The sequence below is a fragment of the Amycolatopsis pigmentata genome, from assembly GCF_042684065.1.
Classification (GTDB): domain Bacteria; phylum Actinomycetota; class Actinomycetes; order Mycobacteriales; family Pseudonocardiaceae; genus Amycolatopsis_E; species Amycolatopsis_E pigmentata.
This window is the reverse complement of sequence record NZ_JBHUKR010000026.1, coordinates 61854-85661: the sequence shown is the minus strand read 5'-3', so window position 1 is coordinate 85661 and position 23808 is coordinate 61854. Positions and strand designations below refer to the sequence as shown.

The following is a 23808-nucleotide window of genomic DNA, read 5'->3' as shown; positions in this document are numbered from 1 at the left end:
GATCAGCCCTGACGCTGCTTGTGCCGCAGGTTCTCGCAGATCACCATGATCCGGCCGTGACGGCGGATCACCTTGCACTTGTCGCAGATCTTCTTGACGCTAGGCTGAACCTTCACGTCTCCTGCTTTCTCTTTCTCGGCGGACTCGCGCGCGAACCAGCACGCCACCTCCGCCCACCAGCCATTCTACGTGCGAGGGGACAGGCCCCGTCGCGTCAGGTCGGCGGCGCAACGGCGACTCGTGAGCCGCCCCGCGAATCCGCATCGGTGCTCCACCGTCGTCACTTGTAGCGGTAGACGATCCGGCCACGGGACAAGTCGTAGGGCGACAGCTCCACGACGACCCGGTCCTCCGGCAAGATACGGATGTAGTGCTGCCGCATCTTGCCGCTGATGTGCGCCAGGACCTTGTGGCCGTTCTCCAACTCGACTCGAAACATCGCGTTGGGGAGTGGCTCGACCACGCGACCCTCGACCTCGATGGCCCCGTCCTTCTTAGCCATGTCCTCCGCGTTTCGTGATGGGGTTGAGCACGCTTGTCTTCTTCCAGGGTTCGGCGCACACGCGTCACCCCGACTCCAAAGACGCGAGAATTCACGAGCGCGCTGGACTCGGCGTGATGAGTACGCCGACTTAATAGTGTACGCACGCCGTGTCGCACCCCGCGACCGGGGGTGATCCGTTCTACACTGCCGCGCTTGAGGACGCGGTCAAGAGTGGGTCAGCTGTCGCGCTGCGTAAGCACCCAGGGACCGTCCGCGGTGACCGCGACCGTGTGCTCCCAGTGTGCGGCGCGTGAGCCGTCGGCGCTGACCACCGTCCACCCGTCGTCCAGTTCGACCGTCCGGCCACTGCCCCGCGTGAGCATGGGCTCGATCGCCAGTGTCGCGCCGACCTGCAGCAACGGGCCGCGGCCCGGCTTGCCCGCGTTCGGCAGGAACGGATCCATGTGCATTTCCCGCCCGATGCCGTGCCCGCCGTACTCGGCCACCTGGCCGTAGGCGCCGGCACGCTCGGCGGCCGTCTGCACCGCGTGCGAGATGTCACTCAGTCGCGCGCCGGGCACGGCGGCACGAACCCCGGCCCACATCGCGGCCTCGGTGGCCCGGGACAAGTCCTGGTCCTCGGCGGAAACGGCGCCGACCGCCAGTGTCACGGCGGCGTCACCGTGCCAGCCGTCCAGAATCGCCCCGCAGTCCACGGAGATCAGGTCGCCCTCGGCGAGCACCGTTTCCCGGGCCGGAATGCCGTGCACGATCTGCTCGTTGACCGACGCGCAGATCGAGGCCGGGAACCCGTGATAGCCCTTGAACGAGGGCACCGCCCCCGCGTCCCGGATCGTCTGCTCGGCCAGTTCGTCCAGTTCGGCCGTGCTGATGCCCGGCTTCACCGCCTTCTCGATCAGCGCCAGCGCCTCGGCCACGACCAAGCCGGCGGCGCGCATGGCTTCGACCTCGCCCCGCGACTTGACTTCGATCGGGCGATGGCGGCGAAAGAACCTCAGCACCGGCGGCTCACGCGCGTTGGTGCAGCGCGGTCAGGACCCGCGAGGACACGTCGTCGACCTCACCGACGCCGTCGACCGTGACCAGGATGCTCGAGTAGTACTCGAGCAACGGGGCTGTCTCGGACATGTACACCTGCTGGCGGCGCCGGATGACCTCCTCGGTGTCATCCGAACGGCCTCGCGACAGCAGCCTGCCCACCACGACGTCCTCGGGCACCGCGAGCTGGATCACCGCGTCGAGGGCGACGCCGTGCTCGGCGAGGATCTGGTCGAGCACCTCGGCCTGCTTGGTGTTGCGGGGAAAGCCGTCGAGCAGGAATCCCGGCTCCACATCGGACTCGGCCAGACGCTCGCGGACCATCTCGTTGGTCACCGTGTCCGGCACCAGGTCACCCGAGTCGAGGTAGCGCTTGGCCTCCTCACCGAGCGGCGTCCGCTGCGCGACATGGGCACGGAAGAGGTCACCGGTGGAGATGTGCGGCACGGACAGTTTCCGCGACAGCTCCAGCGCCTGGGTGCCTTTCCCCGCTCCGGGCGGGCCGACAAGAACCAGGCGCGTCATCGGAGGAACCCTTCGTAGTTGCGCTGCATGAGCTGGCTTTCGATCTGCTTCACGGTGTCCAGTGCGACGCCGACCATGATCAGCACCTGAGTGCCGCCGAACGGGAAGCTCTGGTTGTTCCCCTGCTGGGTGATCGACAGGAAGAAGTTCGGCAAAATCGCGATGATGCCCAGGTACAGCGAACCCGGAAGGGTGATCCGGCCGAGCACGAAGCTCAGGTATTCCGCCGTGGGCCGGCCAGGCCGGATACCGGGAATGAAGCCACCGAACTTCTTCATCTCCTCGGCACGCTCGTCCACGTTGAACGTGATCGTGATGTAGAAGTACGTGAAGAAGATGATCAGCGCGAAGTACAGCAGGATGTGTACCGAGTTGCTCTGGTTGATCACGTAGTTCTGCAGGAAGACGTACCACCCCGCCGAACTGTTGGAACCGCCGACGAGCTGACTGATCAGCTGGGGCAGGTACAGCAGGGACGACGCGAAGATGACCGGGATGACACCGGCCTGGTTGACCTTGATGGGCAGGTAGGTCGAGGTCCCGCCGTACATCCGCCTGCCGATCATGCGCTTGGCGTACTGCACGGGGATCCGGCGCTGGCCCTGCTCGACGAAGATCACGCTGGCGATGATCGCCAGACCCAGCACGCACACCAGGGCGAACACGAGGCCACCCTGGCCGCTGAGGATGTAGGAGCCCTCCGCCGGGATGCGGGCGGCGATGTTGAGGAAGATCAGCACGGACATGCCGTTGCCGACGCCGCGCTCGGTGATCAGCTCGCCCAGCCACATCATCACCGCGGTGCCCGCGGTCATCGTGATCACGATGATGGACAGCGCCCAGATGCTGTTGTCCGGGATGACCGACTGGGAGCAGCCCTGGAACAGCGTTCCGCGATCGGCCAGCGCGACCACGCCGGTCGCCTGCAGGATCGCCAGCGCGATCGTCAGATACCGGGTGTACTGGGTCAGTTTGTTCTGACCCGACTGGCCTTCCTTCTTCAGCTCCTCGAACCGGGGAATCACCACGGTCAGCAACTGGATGATGATGCTCGCCGTGATGTAGGGCATGATGCCGGTCGAAAAGACCGAAAGCTGCAGGAGCGCACCACCGCTGAACAGGTTCAGCAGGGAGTAGACACCCGTCTGGTCGGCCTGCGCACTACATGCCTGCACGTTGGGATAGGACACCCCGGGCGCCGGCGTGACCGCACCGATCCGGTACACGGCCACGATCATCAGCGTGAACAGGATCTTCTTACGCAGGTCCGGCGTGGCGAAAGCCGAGCGGAAGGCGCTGAGCACGCGGGGGACCTCCTCGGCGTCGCCGGCGCTTGTCGCCGGCGATCGGATTGGCCGGCGCGAGGCCGGCGGGAACACTGTGTCTGGCGGGCAAGCCAGGAACGCTTCGGGGCACACTGGTCCCGCAGCGTTTTGCCGACTTTAACAGCACGGTGTGAGGCCGCCACAACCAGGCGGCGGCAAGGGCCCGACCAGGGGGTGGATGTACCGCGGCCCGCCCGGCGAGGCCGGGCGGGCCGCGGTGTCTGCGTCAGTGCCTAGGGAACGGTGACGGAGCCGCCCGCCGCCTCCAGCTTCTCCTTCGCGGAGTTGGAGAAGGCGTCGGCGGTGACGTCCAGCTTGACGCCGTTGACGTCGCCGTTGCCGAGGACCTTGACGAGCTTGCCCTTACGCACCAGCCCACGCGCGGCCAGGTCCTCCTTGGAGACCTGACCACCGTCGGCGAACACCCGGGCGATGTCGCCCACGTTCACCGGCTGGTACTCGACGCGGAAGCGGTTCTTGAAACCACGCAGCTTCGGCAGCCGCATGTGGAGGGGCATCTGCCCACCCTCGAAGGCAGCGGGCACGTTCTTCCGTGCCTTGGTGCCCTTCGTACCGCGACCGGCGGTCTTGCCCTTGGAACCCTCACCACGACCGACCCGGGTCTTCTCGGTCTTCGAGCCCGGCGCGGGCCGCAGGTGGTGGATCTTGATGGCCGTCATTGGCTGACCTCCTCGACTTCCACCAGGTGGCGGACCGTGTGGATGAGGCCCCGCACCACCGGGGTGTCCTCGCGTACCACGGACTGGCGGATCTTACGCAGCCCGAGGGTCCGCAGGGTGTCCCGGTGATTCTGCTTGGTGCCGATCTTGCTGCGCACCTGGGTGACCTTGAGCTGAGCCATGTCAGACCCCCTGTCCCGCACGCTGACGCAGCATCCGGGCCGGCGCGACGTCCTCCAGCGGCAGACCGCGACGGGCCGCCACCTCTTCCGGACGCTGCAGGCCCTTGAGAGCGGCCACGGTCGCGTGCACGATGTTGATCGCGTTGTCGCTGCCCAGAGACTTGGACAGCACGTCGTGCACGCCCGCGCACTCCAGCACCGCGCGCACCGGGCCACCGGCGATCACACCGGTACCGGCGCTGGCCGGACGGAGCAGGACCTCACCGGCGGCGTCCCTGCCCTGGATGGGGTGCGGAATGGTGCCGGCGATGCGAGGCACGCGGAAGAAGTTCTTCTTCGCTTCCTCGACGCCCTTGGCGATGGCCGCGGGCACCTCTTTGGCCTTGCCGTAGCCGACGCCGACCTGACCGTCGCCGTCACCGACGACGACCAGCGCGGTGAAGCTGAACCGACGACCACCCTTGACCACCTTGGCCACGCGGTTGATCGCCACCACGCGCTCGAGGTGCGGGGTCTTGTCCTGGCCGGCCCCGCCACGGCCACTGTCGCGGCGGTCCCTGCGGTCGCGACGGTCGCCGCGGTCGTTACCGCCCTGGCCGCCCTGACCGCCCTGTCCGCCGCCGAATTGCCGTGTACGTCCCGGCATCAGGCGTTCCTTCCTGTGTTTTTTGGCGATTTTGCGCTCGAGCACGAATGCGTAGACGGACCTCCGGCCCGGCTCCGCATTCGTACGCCTTCGGCGAAAGCGCGCTCCGTGGCCGGCCTGAGCGCCGCCCCTTGGCACGACCAGGTGGTTGCGCCGGCTGTCGACATACCCATCAGAACTCCAACCCCGCCTCACGCGCGGCGTCGGCCAGCGCGGCGATGCGGCCATGGTAGTCGCTGCCACCCCGGTCGAACACCACGCTCGTGATGCCCGCGTTCTTCGCGCGGGCGGCCAGGAGTTCGCCCACCCTGGCGGAGCGGGCCTTCTTGTCGCCCTCCAGCGCGCGCACGTCCGGCTCCATGGTCGACGCCGCCGCCACCGTGTGACCGGTGAGGTCGTCGATCAGCTGGACGTAGAGGTGCCGCGAGGAACGCTTGACCGACAGCCGGGGACGAGCCTCGGTGCCGCTGACCTTCTTGCGAAGCCGGAAGTGACGGCGCGCCTTCGCTACCCGGCGCCGCGTCGAAACGTCCTTGCCGACCGGCTTCCGCTTCTTCGTCGCCGTACCCTGCGTTTCGCTCATGATCACTTACCCGTCTTTCCGACCTTGCGACGGATGCGCTCACCCTCGTAGCGCAGTCCCTTGCCCTTGTACGGGTCGGGACGGCGCAGCCGGCGGATCACCGCGGCCGTCTGGCCGACCTTCTGCTTGTCGATGCCGGACACCGAGAACCGGGTCGGGGTCTCCACCTTGAAGGTGATGCCCTCCGGCGCCTCGATCAGCACCGGGTGGCTGTAGCCGAGGGCGAACTCGAGGTCCTTGCCCTTGGCCTGCACGCGGTAACCGACGCCGTGGATCTCGAGCTTCTTCTCGTATCCGTCGGTCACCCCGACCACCAGGTTGTTCACCAGCGTACGGGTCAGGCCGTGCAGGGCCTTGCTGGTGCGCTCGTCATCGGGCCGCTTGACCTGGAGCGTGCCGTTCTCGTCGCGCTCCACCGTGATCGGCTCGGCGATGGTGTGCGACAGCGTGCCCTTCGGGCCCTTCACCTCGATGCGCTGACCGTCGATGCTCACCTCGACCCCGGAAGGGACGGGGACCGGCAGCTTTCCGATACGTGACATGCCTACGCTCCCTTCCCTTACCAGACGTAGGCGAGGACTTCCCCGCCCACTCCGTTGCGCTTGGCCTGCCGGTCGGTCTGCAGACCGGAGGACGTGGAGATGATCGCGATCCCCAGCCCGCCCAGGACACTGGGGAGCTCGGTCGACTTCGCGTAGACCCGCAGGCCGGGCTTGGACACCCGGCGAAGCCCGGCGATGCTGCGCTCGCGGTTGCGGCCGTACTTCAGCTCGACGATCAGGTTCTTGTGCTTCTCGCCCGGCTCGGAACGGTAGGTCGCGATGTAGCCCTCACGCTTGAGGATCTCCGCGATGTTCTGCTTGAGCTTGGAGTGAGGCAGCACGACCTCGTCGTGGTACGCCGAGTTGGCGTTGCGCAGACGGGTCAAGAAGTCTGCGATCGGGTCGGTCATCGTCATGGTGACCTGTCAACCTTTCTCGCCTGGTTCCCGCTGCGGCAGCGGGCCTGTGGCGAAGTGGGATTCGGCCTCTTCCGTGGCACGACACCGCGCCACGGAAGGGGATTACCAGCTGGACTTGCTGACGCCGGGCAGTTCGCCCCGGTGCGCCATCTCACGGAGGCACACCCGGCAGAGTCCGAACTTGCGGAACACCGAGTGCGGCCGGCCGCACCGGTTGCACCGGGTGTACGCGCGCACCTTGAACTTCGGCTTGCGGGCCGCCTTGGCGATCAGAGCCTTCTTGGCCATCAGTTCTCCTTGAACGGGAAGCCGAGCTTGCGGAGCAGCGCGCGGCCCTCGTCGTCATTGGTCGCGGTGGTGACAACGGTGATGTCCATGCCGCGCGAGCGGTCGATGTTGTCCGGGTTGATCTCGGCGAACATGACCTGCTCGGTCAGCCCGAACGTGTAGTTGCCCTTGCCGTCGAACTGCTTCGGCGACAACCCGCGGAAGTCACGGATACGCGGCAGCGCGATGGTCAGCAGCCGGTCCAGGAACTCCCACATCCGGTCACCGCGCAGGGTCGCCCGCGCGCCGATGGGCTGGCCTTCGCGCAGCTTGAACTGCGCGATCGACTTACGCGCCCGGCGCACCTCGGGCTTCTGCCCGGTGATCAGGGACAGGTCGCGGATCGCGCCCTCGATCAGCTTGCTGTCGCGGGCGGCGTCGCCGACACCCATGTTGACGACGACCTTCACCACACCGGGGATCTGGTGCACGTTGGGGTAACCGAACTCGCTCTGGAGCTCGCCCTTGATGTTCTCGCGGTAGCGGAGCTTCAACCGTGGGTCCGGGTAGGTCTTCTCTGCGGTCGTCATCAGATGTCCTTGCCGTTCCTGCGCGAGATACGGACCTTCTTGCCGTCCTCGCCGATGCGGTAGCCCACCCGGGTCGGCTTGCCGTCGGAGTCCACGACCATCACGTTGGACACGTGGATCGGCGCCTCCTGGGTGATGATGCCGCCGGACTGCGCGCCGCGCTGGGTCTGCGTGATCCGGGTGTGCTTCTTGATCCGGTTCACGCCCTCCACCAGAACGCGCTGCCGGTCGGGGTAGGCCTGGATGACCTTGCCCTTGGCACCCTTGTCCTTGCCCGAGATGACGACGACCGTGTCGCCCTTCTTCACCTTCATCTCAGAGCACCTCCGGCGCGAGGGAGATGATCTTCATGAACTTCCGGTCGCGCAGTTCGCGACCGACCGGGCCGAAGATGCGGGTCCCGCGCGGTTCGTTGTCGTTCTTGATCAGTACCGCGGCGTTCTCGTCGAACCGGATGTAGGAGCCGTCCGGGCGACGCCGCTCCTTCGTCGTGCGGACGACGACGGCCTTGACCACGTCGCCCTTCTTCACCCCGGCGGCCGGGATGGCGTCCTTCACGGTGGCGACGATGATGTCGCCGATACCGGCGTAGCGCCGCCCCGACCCACCGAGCACCCGGATGCAGAGGATCTCCTTGGCACCCGTGTTGTCGGCGACTCGCAGCCGCGACTCCTGCTGGATCACGTCAACTCCTGTATGTCTCGCCGGTTCTGGGTCGCCCCAGCCTGGCGGAACGGACGGGATGAACCCCTGAACCAGGGGAACTCCCTGATGATTACTTGGCCTTCTCCACGACGCGCACGAGCCGCCACCGCTTGGTGGCCGACAGCGGGCGGGTCTCCATGAGAAGCACGCGGTCGCCTTCACCGGCGACGTTCTCCTCGTCGTGCGCCTTCACCTTGCTGGTGGTCCGCACGACCTTCGGATACTTGGGGTGCTTCTTGCGGTCCTCGAGCTGGACCACGATCGTCTTGTCCATCTTGTCGGACACGACGTAACCCTCGCGGACCTTGCGGTAGTTACGGCCCGACTCCGCCTTCTGCGCCGTGAGCTCCACACTTTCGCTCATGCTGCGCCCTCCTCTCCATCGGGCGCCACCGACAGGCCGAGCTCACGCTCACGCATGACCGTGTAGACGCGCGCGATGTCCGCCTTGACCGTGCGCAGGCGCCGGTTGTTGTCCAGTTGCCCGGTCGCCATCTGGAAGCGGAGGTTGAACAGCTCCTCCTTCGCCTCCTTCAGCCGCAGCACGAGCTCTTCGTTGGTGAGCTCACGAAACTCCGATGGAGCGGTGCCGGCCTTGGCCATCAGAACTCACCACCTTCACGGGTCACGATTCGGCACTTCATGGGCAGCTTGTGGATCGCGCGGCGCAGCGCCTCACGGGCCGTCTGCTCGTTCGGGAAGCTCATCTCGAACATCACGCGGCCCGGCTTGACGTTGGCCACCCACCACTCGGGCGAGCCCTTACCGGAACCCATCCGGGTTTCGGCCGGCTTCTTGGTCAACGGACGGTCCGGGAAGATGTTGATCCACACCTTGCCGCCACGCTTGATGTGCCGGGTGATGGCGATACGAGCGGACTCGATCTGCCGGTTGGTCACGTAGGCGGGTTCAAGCGCCTGGATGCCGTACTCACCGAAGGTCACCTTCGTGCCGCCCTTGGCGGCGCCGGTGCGCTTCGGGTGGTGCTGCTTGCGGTGCTTGACCTTGCGTGGGACGAGCACGCCTCAGCCCTCCGTCTTCTCGGCCGCTTCCGGCGTGGCCACAGCCGGGGCCTCGCTGGTCGCGGCGTCGCTGTCAGTCCTGGCGGCGGCGGCCCGGCCGGCCTCGGTCGAGGTCGGCGTGGTACCCGAGGCACCCGAGCGGCGCGGACGGGACGGACGCTCCCGGCGCGGGGCGCGCTCCGCGGCGGCCGCGGCTTCGCGGGCCTGCGCCTCCTTGGCCTTCAGGCCACCGACGACATCGCCCTTGTAGATCCACACCTTCACGCCGATCCGGCCGAACGTGGTGCGGGCCTCGAAGAAGCCGTAGTCGATGTCGGCCCGCAGCGTGTGCAGCGGGACCCTGCCGTCGCGGTAGTGCTCCGAACGGGACATCTCGGCGCCGCCGAGACGACCACCGCACTGCACCCGGATGCCCTTCACCTGCGGCGAACGCATCGACGTCTGGATCGCCTTGCGCATCGCACGCCGGAAGGCGACACGGTTGGACAGCTGCTCGGCGACACCCTGCGCGACGAGCTGGGCGTCGGCCTCGGGGTTCTTCACCTCGAGGATGTTGAGCTGCACCTGCTTGCCGGTCAGCTTCTCCAGCGAACCGCGGATACGGTCGGCCTCCGCGCCGCGGCGGCCGATCACGATGCCCGGGCGCGCGGTGTGGATGTCGACGCGGACCCGGTCACGGGTGCGCTCGATCTCGACCTTGGAGATACCCGCCCGCTCCATGCCGGTGGAGAGCAGCTTCCGGATCTTGACGTCCTCGGCCACGTACTCCGCGTACTGCTTGTCGGCGTACCAGCGGGACTTCCAGTCCGTGGTGATACCCAGCCGGAAGCCGTGCGGGTTGATTTTCTGGCCCACTACCGGCCACCCTTCTTCCTGCTCTTCTTCGCCTCGGGTCGCGACTCGACCTCCACCGTGATGTGGCTGGTGCGCTTACGGATCCGGTACGCGCGCCCCTGGGCGCGGGGCCGGATGCGCTTGAGGGTGGGGCCCTCGTCGGCGTAGGCGTTGCGGACCCACAGCGTGTCCGGGTCCAGGTCGAGGTTGTTCTCGGCGTTGGCCATCGCGCTCGCGAGCACCTTGGCGACCGGCCCGCTCGCGGCGTACGGCGCGAATCGCAGGATGGCCAGCGCCTCCTGGGCGTTCTTGCCCTTGATCAGCTCGATCACCCGGCGCACCTTCGTGGGCGAGTCCCGGACGAAGCGAGCCCGCGCGTAGGCCATGGGAAGCTCGGTGTCTTCCCTGGCCGTAGCGTTGCCTGGGGCACTCATTCGTTAGTTCCTCTCCTCAGCGCCGGCGCGACTTGCGGTCGTCCTTGATGTGGCCCTTGAACGTCCGGGTCGGGGCGAACTCGCCCAGCTTGTGACCCACCATCGCCTCGGTGACGAACACCGGGACGTGCTTGCGACCGTCGTGCACCGCGATCGTGTGCCCGAGCATGTCGGGGATGATCGTGGACCGGCGAGACCAGGTCTTGATCACCGTTTTCTTGCCCGACTCGTTGAGCACGTCCACCTTCTTGAGCAGGTGGTCGTCCACGAACGGGCCCTTCTTCAGGCTACGTGGCATGTCGTTCTAACCTCCTGCTCAGCGCTTCTTGCCGGTACGACGGCGACGGACGATGAGCTTGTCGCTCGGCTTGCGGCGGCGGGTGCGGCCCTCCGGCTTACCGTTCGGGTTCACCGGGTGACGGCCACCGGACGTCTTGCCCTCACCACCACCGTGCGGGTGGTCCACCGGGTTCATCACGACACCGCGGACGGTGGGACGCTTGCCGCGCCACCGGTTACGGCCCGCCTTGCCCCAGTTGATGTTGGCGTGCTCGGAGTTGCCGACCTCGCCGACCGTGGCACGGTTGCGCACGTCCACGTTGCGGATCTCGCCCGAAGGCATCCGCAGCTGGGCGTAGGGACCGTCCTTGGCCACCAGCTGCACCCGCGCGCCGGCGGAGCGGGCGATCTTCGCGCCGCCGCCGGGGCGGAGCTCGATCGCGTGCACCACGGTGCCGACCGGGATGTTGCGCAGCGGCAGGTTGTTGCCGGGCTTGATGTCCGCGCGGGGGCCGGACTCGACCCTGTCGCCCTGCTTGAGCTTGTCCGGCGCGATGATGTAGCGCTTCTCGCCGTCGGCGTAGTGCAGCAGCGCGATCCGGGCGGAACGGTTCGGGTCGTACTCGATGTGTGCGACCTTGGCCGGCACGCCGTCCTTGTCGTTGCGCCGGAAGTCGATCAACCGGTAGGCCCGCTTGTGGCCGCCGCCCTTGTGGCGGGTGGTGATCTTGCCCGACGAGTTGCGGCCACCCCGCCCGTGCAGCGGACGAAGCAGCGACTTCTCCGGCTCGGACCGGGTGATCTCGGCGAAGTCCGACACGCTGGCACCGCGACGGCCCGGCGTGGTCGGCTTGTACTTACGAATACCCATTGAAAGCTTCCGTCCCTTACGCGGCGGGTCCGCCGAAGATCTCGATCGGCTTGCTCTCCGCGGACAGCGTCACGATGGCGCGCTTGGTGTCCTTGCGCTTGCCATAACCCTGACGGCTCCGCTTCCGCTTGCCCGGCCGGTTCAGCGTGTTCACGCTGGTCACCTTGACTCCGAAGACCTGCTCGACCGCGATCTTGATCTGGGTCTTGTTGGCGTCCGGGCGAACGATGAACGTGTAGGTGTGCTCTTCGAGAAGCCCGTAGGACTTCTCGGAGATCACCGGCGCGAGCAGGATGTCACGCGGGTCGGGGATCGCCACGCTGCTCACTGGTCACTCCCTTCGACCTCGCTCGATGTGGCGGAAGCCTTGACGGCCTTGCCCTTGGCCGGCCCCGCGACGAACGTGTCGTACGCGGCCTTGGTGAACACCACATCGTCGTTGACCAGCACGTCGTAGGTGTTGAGCTGGTCCGGGTGGATGAGGTGCACGTACGACAGGTTCCGCGCGGACAGCCAGCTCTGCTCCTCGTCGCGGTTGAGCACGACGAGCACGCGCTTGGCCTGGGTGATCGCCGCGAGCGCCTTCTTCGCGTCCTTCGTGGACGGCTTCTCGCCGGCGACCAGCTCGGTGACCACGTGCAGCTGACCGTTGCGGACCCGGTCGGACAAGGCACCGCGCAGCGCGGCCGCCTTCATCTTCTTCGGGGTGCGCTGGGTGTAGTCACGCGGCGTGGGCCCGTGCACCGTGCCACCACCGGTGAACTGCGGCGCCCTGGTCGAACCCTGACGGGCGCGGCCGGTGCCCTTCTGCCGGTACGGCTTCTTGCCGCCACCGGAGACCTCACCGCGGGTCTTCGTGTCGTGCGTGCCCTGGCGCGCCGCGGCCAGCTGGCCGACGACCACCTGGTGCATCAACGCGATGTTGGCCTGGGCGTCGAAGATCTCGTCGGGGAGTTCCACGCTGCCCTGCGCCTCACCGGCCGGGGTCTTCAGCTCGACGCTGCTCATTCGGTCGCACCACCCTTCGCGGCGGTCCGGACGAACACCAGGGTGCCGTTCGGTCCGGGAACCGCGCCCTTGATCAGGATCAGGCCGTCTTCGGCGCGCACGTCGTGCACGGTCAGACCCTGGGTGGTGACCTTGACGTGGCCCATCCGGCCTGCCATCCGAAGACCCTTGAACACCCGGCCCGGCGTGGCACAGCCGCCGATCGATCCGGGAGCGCGGTGCTTGGCCTGGTTACCGTGGCTGGCGCCCTGGCCCTTGAAGCCGTGCCGCTTCATGACACCGGCGTAGCCCTTGCCCTTGCTGGTGCCGGTGACGTCGACCTTCGCGCCTGCCGCGAACACGTCGGCGGTGATCTCCTGGCCGACCTCGTAGCTGGCCGCGTCGGTGGTGCGCAGCTCGGCGAGGTACCGCCGCGGCGTCACGCCCGCCTTGTCGAAGTGACCGGTCTCCGGCTTGTTGACCCGGCGCGGGTCGACGGCGCCGAAGGCCAGCTGCACGGCCTCGTAGCCGTCGTTGTCCTTGGTGCGCACCTGGGTCACGACGTTCGGCCCGGCCTGCACGACGGTCACCGGGACGATCCGGTTGCCCTCGCCGAAGACCTGCGTCATGCCGAGCTTCTTGCCCAGAATGCCCTTCACTTGCCTATCAGACATGAGTCCGTCTCTTCTATCTCCGCCGCCCGCACTCCGTGTAATGGTCGGACCCTGCGAGCAGGTCCTCCGGCTTACTGGATGTTGACGTCGACGCTGGCCGGCAGGTCGATACGCATCAGCGCGTCGACCGTTTTCGGCGTCGGGTCGAGGATGTCGATCAGACGCTTGTGCGTGCGCATCTCGAAGTGCTCGCGCGAGTCCTTGTACTTGTGCGGCGAGCGGATGACGCAGTAAACGTTCTTCTCCGTGGGCAGCGGCACAGGTCCGACGACCGAGGCGCCGGTGCGCGTCACCGTCTCGACGATCTTGCGCGCGCTGGCGTCGATCGCCTCGTGGTCGTAGGCCTTGAGCCTGATGCGGATCTTCTGTCCCGCCATAGTGGCAGCCTGTCCTTCGTCTTTCTCTCGGCCGGAACCCGGGCCGGCTCCCTCGGGAAGACCGCTGGCCTACCCTCGAGGGCCGATACGCCCCTGGCGTCCGGGCCGCCCGAGACTGGAGTCTCGTGCCGCTTGTTTTCGCACTTCAACGCCTTCCCCTCCGGTCCACGAGGTCGGGCGTGTCGCACCCGATGCGCAGAGGAGTCCCCGGGAATTCGTCGTTGTGCCGATTGGTCCTTGATTCGCCAGGGCGAGCCGGAGGCTTCGCCACTGACCACTCGTGCCAGGGCGGCCGAATCCTCAACGAGAATCGGCCGCCCTTACCACGAGCAACCCTAATAGTGTCGCACACGTGATTTCACAACCCGACCCCGGGGGTAAGAGGACCCCGGGGTCGGGAGGAAATCACTTGACGATCTTGGTGACCTGGCCCGCACCGACGGTCCGGCCACCCTCACGGATGGCGAACCGCAGACCCTCGTCCATCGCGACCGGCTGGATCAGCTGGACCTTGATGTTCGTGTTGTCGCCCGGCATGACCATCTCGGTGCCCTCGGGGAGAGTCACCACACCGGTCACGTCGGTGGTGCGGAAGTAGAACTGCGGACGGTAGTTGTTGAAGAACGGCGTGTGCCGGCCACCCTCGTCCTTGGACAGGATGTAGACCGAGCCCTCGAACTCCGTGTGCGGGGTGGTGGTGCCGGGCTTCACGACGACCTGGCCGCGCTCGACGTCCTCACGCTTGATACCGCGCAGGAGCAGCCCGACGTTGTCACCGGCCTGGCCGGAGTCGAGCAGCTTGCGGAACATCTCGACACCGGTGACAGTCGTCTTCTGCGACTTCTCCTTGATGCCGACGATCTCGACCTCTTCGTTGACGTTGATCTGGCCGCGCTCGACACGCCCGGTCACCACGGTGCCGCGACCGGTGATGGTGAACACGTCTTCGATCGGCATCAGGAACGGCTTGTCGAGGTCACGCACCGGGTCCGGCACGTTCTCGTCCACGGCCTCCATGAGCTCGAGAACCGACTGCGCCCACTTCTCGTCGCCCTCGAGGGCCTTGAGACCGGAGACCTTGACGACGGGAGCGTCGTCACCGGGGAACTCCTGCGAGGACAGCAGCTCGCGGACCTCCAGCTCGACCAGCTCGAGGATCTCCTCGTCGTCGACCATGTCGGCCTTGTTCAGCGCCACCACGATGTAGGGGACGCCGACCTGGCGGGCGAGCAGCACGTGCTCACGGGTCTGCGGCATCGGGCCGTCGGTCGCGGCGACCACCAGGATCGCGCCGTCCATCTGGGCGGCACCGGTGATCATGTTCTTGATGTAGTCCGCGTGACCGGGGGCGTCCACGTGCGCGTAGTGACGCTTCTCGGTCTGGTACTCGACGTGCGAGATGTTGATCGTGATGCCGCGCTGCTTCTCTTCCGGCGCGTTGTCGATCTGGTCGAACGCCCGGGACTCGTTCAGTTCCGGGTACTTGTCGTGCAGAACCTTGGTGATCGCCGCGGTCAGAGTGGTCTTCCCGTGGTCGACGTGACCGATGGTTCCGATGTTGACGTGCGGCTTGCTCCGCTCGAACTTCGCCTTCGCCACTGGAATGTCCTCCTGGACTCTTGCTTGCTCACCGGCCGACGTGGCTTTGAGTCGGACAGTGCTGGTTGTTGCGTGTTCGTTGTGCGGACCTATGGGGAGGCCCGTTTGGTGCTCCGGGTTACTCCCCCGTCGCCTTCGCGATGATCTCCTTCGCGACGTTCGCCGGAACCTCGGCGTAGGAGTCGAACGTCATGGAGTAGTTCGCCCGCCCCTGGGTGCGAGACCGCAGATCGCCGACATAGCCGAACATCTCCGAGAGCGGAACCAGCGCCTTCACGACGCGGGAACCCGCCCGCTCCTCCATGGCCTGGATCTGGCCACGGCGGGAGTTGAGGTCACCGATGACGTCGCCCATGTAGTCCTCGGGCGTGGTCACCTCGACCGCCATCATCGGTTCCAGCAGTACGGGGCTTGCCTTCCTCGCGGCTTCCTTGAGCGCCATCGAACCGGCGATCTTGAACGCCATTTCCGAGGAGTCGACCTCGTGGTAGGCACCGTCCAACAGGGTCACCTTCAACCCGACCAGCGGGTATCCGGCCAGCACGCCGTACTGCATGGCGTCCTGCGCTCCGGCGTCCACCGACGGGATGTACTCCCGAGGGATGCGGCCACCGGTGACCTTGTTGTCGAACTCGTAGAGCGCACCGTCCGTCGTCGCGAGCGGCTCCAGCGCGATGATGACCTTCGCGAACTGACCGGAGCCACCGGTCTGCTTCTTGTGCGTGTAGTCGTGCTTCTCGACCGTCTTGCGGATGGTCTCCCGGTAGGCCACCTGGGGCTTACCGATGTTCGCCTCGACCTTGTAGTCGGACTTCATCCGGTTGACCAGGACCTCGAGGTGGAGCTCGCCCATGCCCTCGATGATCGTCTGCCCGGTCTCCTCGTCCTGGCTGACCCGGAAGGTCGGGTCCTCCTCGGCGAGCTTCTGGATCGCGGTCGACAGCTTCTCCTGGTCGGCCTTGGTCTTCGGCTCGATGGCGACCTTGATGACCGGCTCGGGGAAGGTCATCGACTCCAGCACGACGGGGTTCTGCGGGTCCGCCAGGGTGTCCCCGGTCGTGGTGTCCTTGAGACCGATCACCGCGTAGATGTGACCGACCTGGGCCTCGTCGACCGGGTTCTCCTTGTTGGAGTGCATCTGGAAGATCTTGCCGATCCGTTCCTTGCGCTCCTTGGTCGCGTTGACGACCTGGCTGCCGGCCGCGACCTTGCCCGAGTACACCCGGATGTAGGTCAGCTTCCCGAAGAACGGGTGGGCGGCGATCTTGAACGCCAGCGCGGAGAACGGCTCGTCCACCGACGGCTTGCGGACGACCGGGGTCTCACCGTCGGTCAGGGTGCCCTCGACCGGCGGAAGGTCCAGCGGCGACGGCAGGTAGTCGATCACCGCGTCGAGCATGGGCTGCACGCCCTTGTTCTTGAACGCGGAGCCGGCCAGCACCGGGTACGCCTCCCGCGCGACGGTGAGCTTGCGGATGCCGGACTTGATCTCGGCCTCGGTCAGCTCGCCACCGTCGAGGAACTTCTCCATCAGCTCGTCGTCGGACTCGGCGACCGTCTCGACCAGCTTCTCGCGGTACTCGGCGGCCTTGTCCGCGAGCGCGGCCGGGATCTCCTCGACCTCGTAGTCCTCGCCCTTCTTGACATCGCCACGCCAGGTCAGCGCCTTCATGCGGACGAGGTCGATGACGCCCTCGAACTCGCTTTCGGCACCGATCGGCAGCTGGATGACCAGCGGACGGGCCCCGAGACGCTCCTCGATGGTGCGCACGGTGAAGTAGAAGTCCGCACCGAGCTTGTCCATCTTGTTGACGAAACAGATCCGGGGGACCTCGTACTTGTCGGCCTGACGCCACACCTGCTCGGACTGCGGCTCGACGCCTTCCTTGCCGTCGAACACGGCGACGGCACCGTCGAGCACACGCAGGTTGCGCTCCACCTCGACGGTGAAGTCGACGTGCCCAGGCGTGTCGATGATGTTGATCTGGTGGTCGGCCCAGAAGGTGGTGGTGGCAGCCGAGGTGATGGTGATACCCCGCTTCTGCTCCTCCTCCATCCAGTCCATCGTCGCGGCGCCGTCGTGCACCTCGCCGATCTTGTAGTTGATCCCGGTGTAGAACAGGATCCGCTCGGTCGTCGTCGTCTTGCCGGCGTCGATGTGGGCCATGATGCCGATGTTGCGGACCTTGTTCAGGTCGGTCAGCACGTCGCGTGCCACTGCGATGTTCCCCTGTCTGGTTGCGATCCTCACCAGCTCCGCAGTGCCGGTGCTGGCGCGACGACCGGGCTAATCACCAACGGTAGTGGGCGAAAGCCTTGTTCGATTCGGCCATCTTGTGGGTGTCCTCGCGGCGCTTCACGCTGGCCCCGAGGCCGTTGCTCGCATCGAGCAGCTCATTCTGCAGACGCTCGATCATGGTCTTCTCACGGCGCTGCCGGGAGAAGGCGACGATCCAGCGCAGCGCAAGGGTGGTCGAACGGCCGGGCTTGACCTCGATCGGCACCTGGTAGGTCGCACCACCAACGCGTCGGCTCTTCACCTCGATGGTGGGCTTGACGTTGTCCAGCGCACGCTTGAGCGTGACGACCGGGTCGGTGCCGGTCTTCTCCCGGGCGCCTTCCAGCGCACCGTAGACGATGCGCTCGGCCAGCGAACGCTTCCCGTCCTTGAGCACCTTGTTCACCAGCTGGGTGACCAGCGGCGAGGCGTAGACCGGGTCGGAGATCAGTGGCCGCTTCGGGGCCGGTCCCTTGCGGGGCATCAGCTCTTCTCCTTCTTCGCGCCGTACCGGCTGCGCGCCTGCTTGCGGTTCTTCACTCCCTGCGTGTCGAGCGAACCGCGGATGATCTTGTAGCGAACGCCGGGCAGGTCCTTCACACGACCACCGCGCACGAGCACCATCGAGTGCTCCTGCAGGTTGTGGCCCTCGCCCGGAATGTAGGCGGTGACCTCGATGCCGCTGGTCAGCTTCACACGCGCGACCTTGCGCAGCGCCGAGTTCGGCTTCTTGGGCGTGGTGGTGTACACGCGGGTGCACACGCCGCGCCGCTGCGGGCTCCCCTTGAGCGCCGCGGTCTTCTGCTTGGCAGCCTTGTCCTGGCGGCCCTTGCGGACCAGCTGCTGGATCGTGGGCAATGGACCAGCTTTCTGTCGCGTCTAGCTTGTGTTCTGTCTGCTTCCCCGGCCCCCGAGGTCGGGCGTGTCGGCCCCCGTCTAGGCCTCACGGCCGGTAACGTTCCCTCGGGTTTTCCGCGGAGCTCCGCCTCGCCGAGGCGGTCAGTCAGGTGCTTACCGCACCCTGCCGAACCGAATGGCGCGCAGAGCGGCCCAACACGTGCCGGGCACAGTCGTCAAAGATACCCGCCCGTTCCGGGGTCGACCACAGCGGGGTCGATCTCACGTCGGCGGCCGGGTTGCCTGCCCTTCCAGTGTACCCGATCCGTGACGAAAAGGGAGCGCGATCGACACGCCGCGGTCACCACCGGACATGGACTCCAACGTCATGGGGTCGCAATGAATTCCCTGCTCAGGGGGTGGACAGCGAAGACGCCCCGGGCCTGAAGGACCCGGGGCGTCCCGATCGACCTCGCCTACTCGTCGTCAGGCTTCGCGTGGTCCGGCTTCCCCGGGTTCGGGTCGCGGGAAAGGTCGATAGCCGGGTGACGAGGGGCACCCTCCGGCGCCGCGTGACGCCCGGTGGGCCGCACCTCCTCCGGCTCATGGTTCTCTTCCGCGTGCACTACGCCCTCCTCAAGTTCGCTTGTGCTCCGCCAGCCGACACGCTACCCAAACGCCTTCGGTTCACTCCCTCCGTGCCCGGAACGCTCCGACCGCGACACGAGGAGTGACCTACGACTGCCGCCGAGCACGCTCTCCCGTTTCACACGGTCACGGTGGCGATCGACCATTGCCCGCCGGCCGGGCAAGAAGCCGTCGTGGCCACGCTGAACGATCCCAGCTGTCGTCCTTGTATCGCTGGTTCGCGGAAGACTGGTGGCTGGTCACACCGGATGCGGACAGCGCGCTCCGGGTGGAAACGAGATATCGATGGATTTCCTCACGGAGGAGTCTCTCGGGACTCACGCGTGGTTCGCTTTTCTCGGGTGGTGTGCCTTTTCCAGGACCCTGATTCCAATCCACGGGGAGCCCAGCTGATTTTCACGACGCACGACACAACGCTCTTGGGAAATGCGGCACTCGATGGCCGCTCGATCGTGACCAGGTCTGGACCACCATTGAACGACGCGCCGGCGAAGCCGACTTATATGCGTTGACCGATGCGAAGCCGCGTAAGGAGGAAAACCTCGAACGCGGATACCTCCGGGGCCGTTATGGTGGGATTCCCCGGATAAGCGCCGGAGAGATCCAGCGTGAACTGTCCTGGCAGGCGGCGAGGGAGACGGCTTGAACGCGGGAAGAGGCCGGCAAGGAACAGAGCGAGCCAGACTATTTGGACTACCTCACCGATGAATTCGAAGACGGTGACGGGGGTTGGAAGCCGTTCCGGATTCAACCGATAAGCAAATCGAGATCGGTTTCTCCCATCCCTCCTCCGACCTGTGGCTGCCACTCCATTCTCAGGCCTTCCGCGGAGCGCAAAACGGCGGCAGCAGGACCGTCGTCGAGAAACTCCGCAGCGTCGGCTCGGCGACTTCGTCCTGAGACGTGACGAGGGCCCCGGACGCGGGAGGTGTCCGGGGCCCTCGGGTCGTGAACGGCTACGAGATCAGCGGAAGTCGCGCCCGAAGTCGTAGTCGTCGAGCGGGACCGCGGCACCGGTGCCGGTGCCGAACACATCCGGGGTGTAGTAGCCGTCGTCGTAGGACGGGATGGCGTAGGCCGCCACTCGCGCCTCCTCGGTCGGCTGGACCTGGATGTTGCGGTACCGGTTGATCCCCGTGCCTGCCGGGATCAGCTTACCGATGATCACGTTCTCCTTGAGGCCCACGAGCTTGTCGCTGCGGCCGTTGATCGCCGCGTCGGTCAGCACTCGTGTGGTCTCCTGGAACGACGCCGCCGACAGCCACGAGTCCGTGGTCAGCGACGCCTTCGTGATCCCCATCAGCACCGGACGGCCCGAAGCCGGCTCGCCGCCCTCGGCCACCGAGGCCCGGTTCGTCGCCTCGAACTTGGTGCGCTCGGGAAGCTCACCAGGCAGGAAGTCGGTCGAACCGGAGTCGATGATCGTGACCCGGCGCAGCATCTGCCGGACGATCACCTCGATGTGCTTGTCGTGGATCGACACACCCTGGGCCCGGTACACCTTCTGGACCTCGTCCACCAGGTGCATCTGGGCCTCGCGCGGCCCCATGACCCGCAGCACCTCGTGCGGGTCCGGCGTGCCTTCCAGCAGCAACTGACCGACCGAGACGTGGTCACCGTCGGCCAACGGCCCGTTCGGCGTGTTGGCCAGGCGCTGACGCTTCGACAGCTTGTCGAAGATGATCTCTTCGCTGCCGTCGTCCGGGATCAGCGTGATCTTCCAGTACCGCTCGCTCTCCTCGATGCGCACACGGCCATCGACGTCGGCGATCGGCGCCTTGCCCTTGGGCACCCGGGCCTCGAACAGCTCGGTCACCCGGGGCAGACCCGTGGTGATGTCGTCACCGGCGACACCACCCTGGTGGAAGGTACGCATGGTCAGCTGGGTACCGGGCTCACCGATCGACTGCGCGGCGACGATACCCACGGCCTCGCCGACGTCCACCAGCTTGCCGGTGGCCATCGAACGCCCGTAGCAGGTCGCACACACGCCGACCGCGGACTCGCAGGTGAGCACGCTGCGCACCTTGACCTTGAGGATCCCGCTGGTGATCAGCTTCTCGATCGCGGGGTCGCCCAGGTCGTCGCCGCCGTTGAGCACCACGTTGCCCTGCGCGTCGACCGCGTCGGTGGCCAGCGTGCGGGCGTAGGCACTGGTTTCGACGTGCTGGGAACGCGTGATTCCGCCACCCAGGGCCGTGTTGTTTTCGCCGATGATCATGTTGATGCCGCGGCTGGTGCCGCAGTCCACCTCGCGGACGATGACGTCCTGCGACACGTCCACCAGACGCCGGGTCAGGTAACCGGAGTCGGCGGTCCGCAGCGCGGTGTCGGCCAGACCCTTCCGGGCGCCGTGGGTGGCGATGAAGTACTCCGCCACCGAGAGCCCCTCGCGGAAGTTGGCCTTGATCGGCCGCGGGATGTACTCACCCTTCGGGTTCGACACCAGACCACGCATCCCGGCCAGCGACCGGACCTGGGTCATGTTGCCCGCCGCCCCGGACTTCACGATCATCGAGATCGGGTTGTCCTCGGGGAAGTGGTCTTCCATGACCTTGGCCACGTCGTCGGTCGCCTGCGTCCAGACCTTGACCAGCTCGTTGTTGCGCTCGGCGTGCGAGAGCTGACCGCGCTGGTACCGCTTTTCGACCTGGTCGGCCTTGGCCTCGTACTGGTCGAGGATCTCCTTCTTCTCCGGCGGCACGACGACGTCGGAGATGGAGACCGTGACCCCGGAGCGGGTCGCCCAGTAGAAGCCGGCGTCCTTGAGCCGGTCCAGGGTCTGCGCGACCTGTGTCATCGAGTACCGCTCGGCCAGATCGTTCACGATCGCCGCCTGCCGCTTCTTCGGCATCGGCTCGTTGACGAACGGGTAGTCCGGCGGCAGCAGCTCGTTGAACAGCACGCGGCCCAGGGTTGTCTCGGCCAGCCATGCCTGTCCGGGCTCCCACCCGTTCTCGGCGAGCTTGACCGTGTCCGCCCGGCCCGGCTGCCGGTCCGTGATCCGGATCTTGACCGGAGCGTGCAGGCTCAGCGCCTTGCGGTCGTAGGCCATGATCGCCTCGGCCGGCGACGAGAACGCCTGGCCCGTGCCCACCGCGGACTCGTCGATCCTCGTCAGGTGGAACAGGCCGGTGACCATGTCCAGTCGCGGCATGGCCAGCGGGCGGCCCGAGGCGGGCGAGAGGATGTTGTTCGCCGACAGCATCAGGATCCGGGCCTCGGCCTGGGCCTCGGCCGACAGCGGCAGGTGCACCGCCATCTGGTCACCGTCGAAGTCCGCGTTGAACGCCTCACAGACCAGCGGGTGCAGCTGGATGGCCTTGCCTTCCACCAGCTGCGGCTCGAAGGCCTGGATGCCCAGCCGGTGCAGGGTCGGCGCCCGGTTGAGCAGCACCGGGTGCCCGGTGATGACCTCTTCCAGGACGTCCCACACCTGCGGCCGCGCGCGCTCCACCATCCGCTTGGCGGACTTGATGTTCTGCGCGTGGTTGAGGTCCACCAGCCGCTTCATCACGAAGGGCTTGAACAGCTCCAGCGCCATGTCCTTGGGCAGACCGCACTGGTGCAGCTTCAGCTGCGGACCGACGATGATGACCGAACGGCCCGAGTAGTCGACGCGCTTGCCGAGCAGGTTCTGGCGGAACCGGCCCTGCTTGCCCTTGAGCAGGTCGGACAGCGACTTCAGCGGCCGGTTGCCCGGGCCGGTGACCGGACGCCCGCGGCGGCCGTTGTCGAACAGCGCGTCGACGGCCTCCTGCAGCATCCGCTTCTCGTTGTTGACGATGATCTCGGGCGCGCCGAGGTCGATCAGCCGCTTCAACCGGTTGTTGCGGTTGATCACCCGGCGGTACAGGTCGTTGAGGTCGGAGGTGGCGAACCGGCCACCGTCGAGCTGCACCATCGGCCGCAGGTCCGGCGGGATCACCGGCACCGCGTCGAGCACCATGCCACGCGGGTCGTTGCCGGTGGCCTGGAACGCCGCGACGACCTTGAGCCGCTTGAGCGCGCGGAGCTTCTTCTGCCCCTTGCCGTTGCGGATGATGTCGCGCAGGTTGTCCGCCTCCGCGGCCACGTCGAACTCGGTGGCCAGCTTCTGGATGGCCTCCGCGCCCATGCCGCCGGTGAAGTACTCGCCGTAGCGGTCGTAGAGCTCGCGGTAGAGCTGCTCGTCCGCGATCAGCTGACGCGGGTCGAGCTTGGTGAAGGTGGTCCAGACCTCCTCGAGCCGGTCCAGCTCACGCTGGGCCCGGTCGCGGAGCTGGCGCATCTCCCGCTCGCCGCCCTCCTTGACCTTGCGGCGCACGTCGGACTTGGCACCCTCGGCCTCGAGCTGGGCCAGGTCGGCCTCGAGCTTCTGCGCGCGCTCCTCGATGTCCGCGTCGCGCTTGTTCTCGATGTTCTTGCGCTCGACGCCGATCTCGTTCTCCAGCGTCGGCAGGTCGTTGTGCCGCAGGTCGTTGTTCACGCTGGTGATCACGTACGCCGCGAAGTAGATGATCTTCTCGAGGTCCTTCGGGGCCAGGTCCAGCAGGTAACCCAGCCGCGAGGGCACGCCCTTGAAGTACCAGATGTGCGTGACCGGCGCGGCCAGCTCGATGTGGCCCATCCGCTCACGGCGCACCTTGGCACGGGTCACCTCGACACCGCAGCGCTCGCAGATGATCCCCTTGAAGCGGACCCGCTTGTACTTACCGCAGTAGCACTCCCAGTCCCGGGTCGGGCCGAAGATCTTCTCGCAGAAGAGGCCGTCCTTCTCGGGCTTGAGGGTCCGGTAGTTGATGGTCTCCGGCTTCTTCACCTCGCCGAAGGACCACTGACGGATGTCGTCGGCGGTGGCGAGGCCGATGCGGAGCTCATCGAAGTAGTTGACGTCCAGCAATTGCTTGCATCCCCTTGGGTTGTTTCCGGATAGAGGGGTCGTCGGCGGCCAGGGGGCCGGGGTGGCCCCCTGGCGGCTG

General features: G+C 66.7%; 32 protein-coding genes. All 32 read right to left on the bottom strand.

What is annotated here, in order from left to right:
• Positions 1–2 precede the first annotated feature (2 nt).
• The gene (gene rpmJ, locus ACFSXZ_RS38805; protein ID WP_004558882.1) at positions 3–116 is read right to left on the bottom strand and encodes a 50S ribosomal protein L36; all 114 of its coding nucleotides are present in this window, start codon (positions 114–116) and stop codon (positions 3–5) included.
• A 164-nt stretch (positions 117–280) separates the two neighbouring features.
• On the bottom strand, positions 281–502 hold the full coding sequence (gene infA / locus ACFSXZ_RS38800; protein WP_004558881.1) for a translation initiation factor IF-1: 222 nt from the start codon (positions 500–502) through the stop codon (positions 281–283).
• A gap of 218 nt (positions 503–720) precedes the next feature.
• On the bottom strand, positions 721–1506 hold the full coding sequence (gene map, locus ACFSXZ_RS38795; RefSeq protein ID WP_378271295.1) for a type I methionyl aminopeptidase: 786 nt from the start codon (positions 1504–1506) through the stop codon (positions 721–723).
• 7 nt (positions 1507–1513) lie between these two features.
• Positions 1514–2068, bottom strand: a complete 555-nt coding sequence (locus tag ACFSXZ_RS38790) for an adenylate kinase (protein ID WP_378271294.1) — start codon at positions 2066–2068, stop codon at positions 1514–1516.
• Positions 2065–3372 (bottom strand): preprotein translocase subunit SecY, encoded by a 1308-nt coding sequence (gene secY, locus ACFSXZ_RS38785; protein ID WP_378271292.1) that lies wholly within the window; start codon positions 3370–3372, stop codon positions 2065–2067. The genes ACFSXZ_RS38790 and secY overlap by 4 nt, the downstream gene beginning before the upstream one ends.
• A gap of 254 nt (positions 3373–3626) precedes the next feature.
• On the bottom strand, positions 3627–4073 hold the full coding sequence (gene rplO, locus ACFSXZ_RS38780; protein WP_378271290.1) for a 50S ribosomal protein L15: 447 nt from the start codon (positions 4071–4073) through the stop codon (positions 3627–3629).
• Positions 4070–4255 (bottom strand): 50S ribosomal protein L30, encoded by a 186-nt coding sequence (gene rpmD / locus ACFSXZ_RS38775; protein ID WP_378271288.1) that lies wholly within the window; start codon positions 4253–4255, stop codon positions 4070–4072. The genes rplO and rpmD overlap by 4 nt, the downstream gene beginning before the upstream one ends.
• Position 4256: 1 nt before the next feature.
• Positions 4257–4901, bottom strand: a complete 645-nt coding sequence (rpsE, locus tag ACFSXZ_RS38770; protein ID WP_378271286.1) for a 30S ribosomal protein S5 — start codon at positions 4899–4901, stop codon at positions 4257–4259.
• Positions 4902–5073: 172 nt separating this feature from the next.
• On the bottom strand, positions 5074–5484 hold the full coding sequence (gene rplR, locus ACFSXZ_RS38765) for a 50S ribosomal protein L18 (RefSeq protein WP_378271284.1): 411 nt from the start codon (positions 5482–5484) through the stop codon (positions 5074–5076).
• Between the two features lie 2 nt (positions 5485–5486).
• On the bottom strand, positions 5487–6026 hold the full coding sequence (gene rplF / locus ACFSXZ_RS38760; protein ID WP_378271283.1) for a 50S ribosomal protein L6: 540 nt from the start codon (positions 6024–6026) through the stop codon (positions 5487–5489).
• 17 nt (positions 6027–6043) lie between these two features.
• Complete coding sequence (gene rpsH, locus ACFSXZ_RS38755) at positions 6044–6442, bottom strand: 30S ribosomal protein S8 (RefSeq protein WP_378271281.1); 399 nt, start codon at positions 6440–6442, stop codon at positions 6044–6046.
• 105 nt (positions 6443–6547) lie between these two features.
• A complete protein-coding gene (locus tag ACFSXZ_RS38750) occupies positions 6548–6733 on the bottom strand; it encodes a type Z 30S ribosomal protein S14 (protein ID WP_027940989.1) in 186 nt (61 codons plus the stop codon).
• A complete protein-coding gene (gene rplE, locus ACFSXZ_RS38745; RefSeq protein ID WP_378271279.1) occupies positions 6733–7302 on the bottom strand; it encodes a 50S ribosomal protein L5 in 570 nt (189 codons plus the stop codon). The genes ACFSXZ_RS38750 and rplE overlap by 1 nt, the downstream gene beginning before the upstream one ends.
• On the bottom strand, positions 7302–7616 hold the full coding sequence (rplX, locus tag ACFSXZ_RS38740) for a 50S ribosomal protein L24 (RefSeq protein WP_378271278.1): 315 nt from the start codon (positions 7614–7616) through the stop codon (positions 7302–7304). The genes rplE and rplX overlap by 1 nt, the downstream gene beginning before the upstream one ends.
• A 1-nt stretch (position 7617) precedes the next feature.
• Positions 7618–7986 carry a 50S ribosomal protein L14 gene (gene rplN / locus ACFSXZ_RS38735; protein WP_027940992.1) on the bottom strand — a complete coding sequence of 123 codons (369 nt, stop codon included), beginning with the start codon at positions 7984–7986 and terminating at the stop codon, positions 7618–7620.
• A gap of 91 nt (positions 7987–8077) precedes the next feature.
• Positions 8078–8371 (bottom strand): 30S ribosomal protein S17, encoded by a 294-nt coding sequence (gene rpsQ, locus ACFSXZ_RS38730; protein ID WP_378271276.1) that lies wholly within the window; start codon positions 8369–8371, stop codon positions 8078–8080.
• Positions 8368–8610 carry a 50S ribosomal protein L29 gene (rpmC, locus tag ACFSXZ_RS38725; RefSeq protein WP_378271274.1) on the bottom strand — a complete coding sequence of 81 codons (243 nt, stop codon included), beginning with the start codon at positions 8608–8610 and terminating at the stop codon, positions 8368–8370. Before rpmC ends, rpsQ begins: the two co-directional genes overlap by 4 nt.
• Positions 8610–9029 carry a 50S ribosomal protein L16 gene (gene rplP / locus ACFSXZ_RS38720; RefSeq protein ID WP_378271272.1) on the bottom strand — a complete coding sequence of 140 codons (420 nt, stop codon included), beginning with the start codon at positions 9027–9029 and terminating at the stop codon, positions 8610–8612. The genes rpmC and rplP overlap by 1 nt, the downstream gene beginning before the upstream one ends.
• A gap of 3 nt (positions 9030–9032) precedes the next feature.
• On the bottom strand, positions 9033–9884 hold the full coding sequence (gene rpsC, locus ACFSXZ_RS38715) for a 30S ribosomal protein S3 (RefSeq protein WP_378271270.1): 852 nt from the start codon (positions 9882–9884) through the stop codon (positions 9033–9035).
• A complete protein-coding gene (gene rplV, locus ACFSXZ_RS38710) occupies positions 9884–10297 on the bottom strand; it encodes a 50S ribosomal protein L22 (protein ID WP_378271269.1) in 414 nt (137 codons plus the stop codon). The genes rpsC and rplV overlap by 1 nt, the downstream gene beginning before the upstream one ends.
• A 16-nt stretch (positions 10298–10313) precedes the next feature.
• Positions 10314–10595 carry a 30S ribosomal protein S19 gene (rpsS, locus tag ACFSXZ_RS38705; protein ID WP_015105260.1) on the bottom strand — a complete coding sequence of 94 codons (282 nt, stop codon included), beginning with the start codon at positions 10593–10595 and terminating at the stop codon, positions 10314–10316.
• A gap of 18 nt (positions 10596–10613) precedes the next feature.
• The gene (gene rplB / locus ACFSXZ_RS38700; RefSeq protein WP_378271267.1) at positions 10614–11447 is read right to left on the bottom strand and encodes a 50S ribosomal protein L2; all 834 of its coding nucleotides are present in this window, start codon (positions 11445–11447) and stop codon (positions 10614–10616) included.
• A gap of 16 nt (positions 11448–11463) precedes the next feature.
• Positions 11464–11775, bottom strand: coding sequence for a 50S ribosomal protein L23 (gene rplW / locus ACFSXZ_RS38695; RefSeq protein WP_378271265.1), 312 nt, complete (start codon positions 11773–11775; stop codon positions 11464–11466).
• Positions 11772–12455: a 50S ribosomal protein L4 gene (gene rplD / locus ACFSXZ_RS38690; protein WP_378271264.1), complete on the bottom strand. Its 684-nt coding sequence runs from the start codon at positions 12453–12455 to the stop codon at positions 11772–11774. Before rplD ends, rplW begins: the two co-directional genes overlap by 4 nt.
• Entirely contained in the window at positions 12452–13108 is a 657-nt protein-coding gene (gene rplC / locus ACFSXZ_RS38685; protein WP_378271263.1) for a 50S ribosomal protein L3, read from the bottom strand. Before rplC ends, rplD begins: the two co-directional genes overlap by 4 nt.
• A 71-nt stretch (positions 13109–13179) precedes the next feature.
• Positions 13180–13485, bottom strand: coding sequence for a 30S ribosomal protein S10 (gene rpsJ, locus ACFSXZ_RS38680; protein WP_003883485.1), 306 nt, complete (start codon positions 13483–13485; stop codon positions 13180–13182).
• A gap of 405 nt (positions 13486–13890) precedes the next feature.
• On the bottom strand, positions 13891–15084 hold the full coding sequence (tuf, locus tag ACFSXZ_RS38675) for an elongation factor Tu (RefSeq protein WP_378271261.1): 1194 nt from the start codon (positions 15082–15084) through the stop codon (positions 13891–13893).
• Between the two features lie 118 nt (positions 15085–15202).
• Positions 15203–17302 (bottom strand): elongation factor G, encoded by a 2100-nt coding sequence (fusA, locus tag ACFSXZ_RS38670; protein ID WP_378271260.1) that lies wholly within the window; start codon positions 17300–17302, stop codon positions 15203–15205.
• Between the two features lie 73 nt (positions 17303–17375).
• Positions 17376–17846 carry a 30S ribosomal protein S7 gene (gene rpsG / locus ACFSXZ_RS38665; protein ID WP_378271258.1) on the bottom strand — a complete coding sequence of 157 codons (471 nt, stop codon included), beginning with the start codon at positions 17844–17846 and terminating at the stop codon, positions 17376–17378.
• Positions 17846–18220 carry a 30S ribosomal protein S12 gene (gene rpsL / locus ACFSXZ_RS38660; protein ID WP_003102113.1) on the bottom strand — a complete coding sequence of 125 codons (375 nt, stop codon included), beginning with the start codon at positions 18218–18220 and terminating at the stop codon, positions 17846–17848. The genes rpsG and rpsL overlap by 1 nt, the downstream gene beginning before the upstream one ends.
• A gap of 455 nt (positions 18221–18675) precedes the next feature.
• Positions 18676–18825, bottom strand: coding sequence for a hypothetical protein (locus tag ACFSXZ_RS38655; RefSeq protein ID WP_378271257.1), 150 nt, complete (start codon positions 18823–18825; stop codon positions 18676–18678).
• 986 nt (positions 18826–19811) lie between these two features.
• Positions 19812–23729, bottom strand: coding sequence for a DNA-directed RNA polymerase subunit beta' (locus ACFSXZ_RS38650; RefSeq protein WP_378271256.1), 3918 nt, complete (start codon positions 23727–23729; stop codon positions 19812–19814).
• Between the last annotated feature and the right edge of the window lie 79 nt (positions 23730–23808).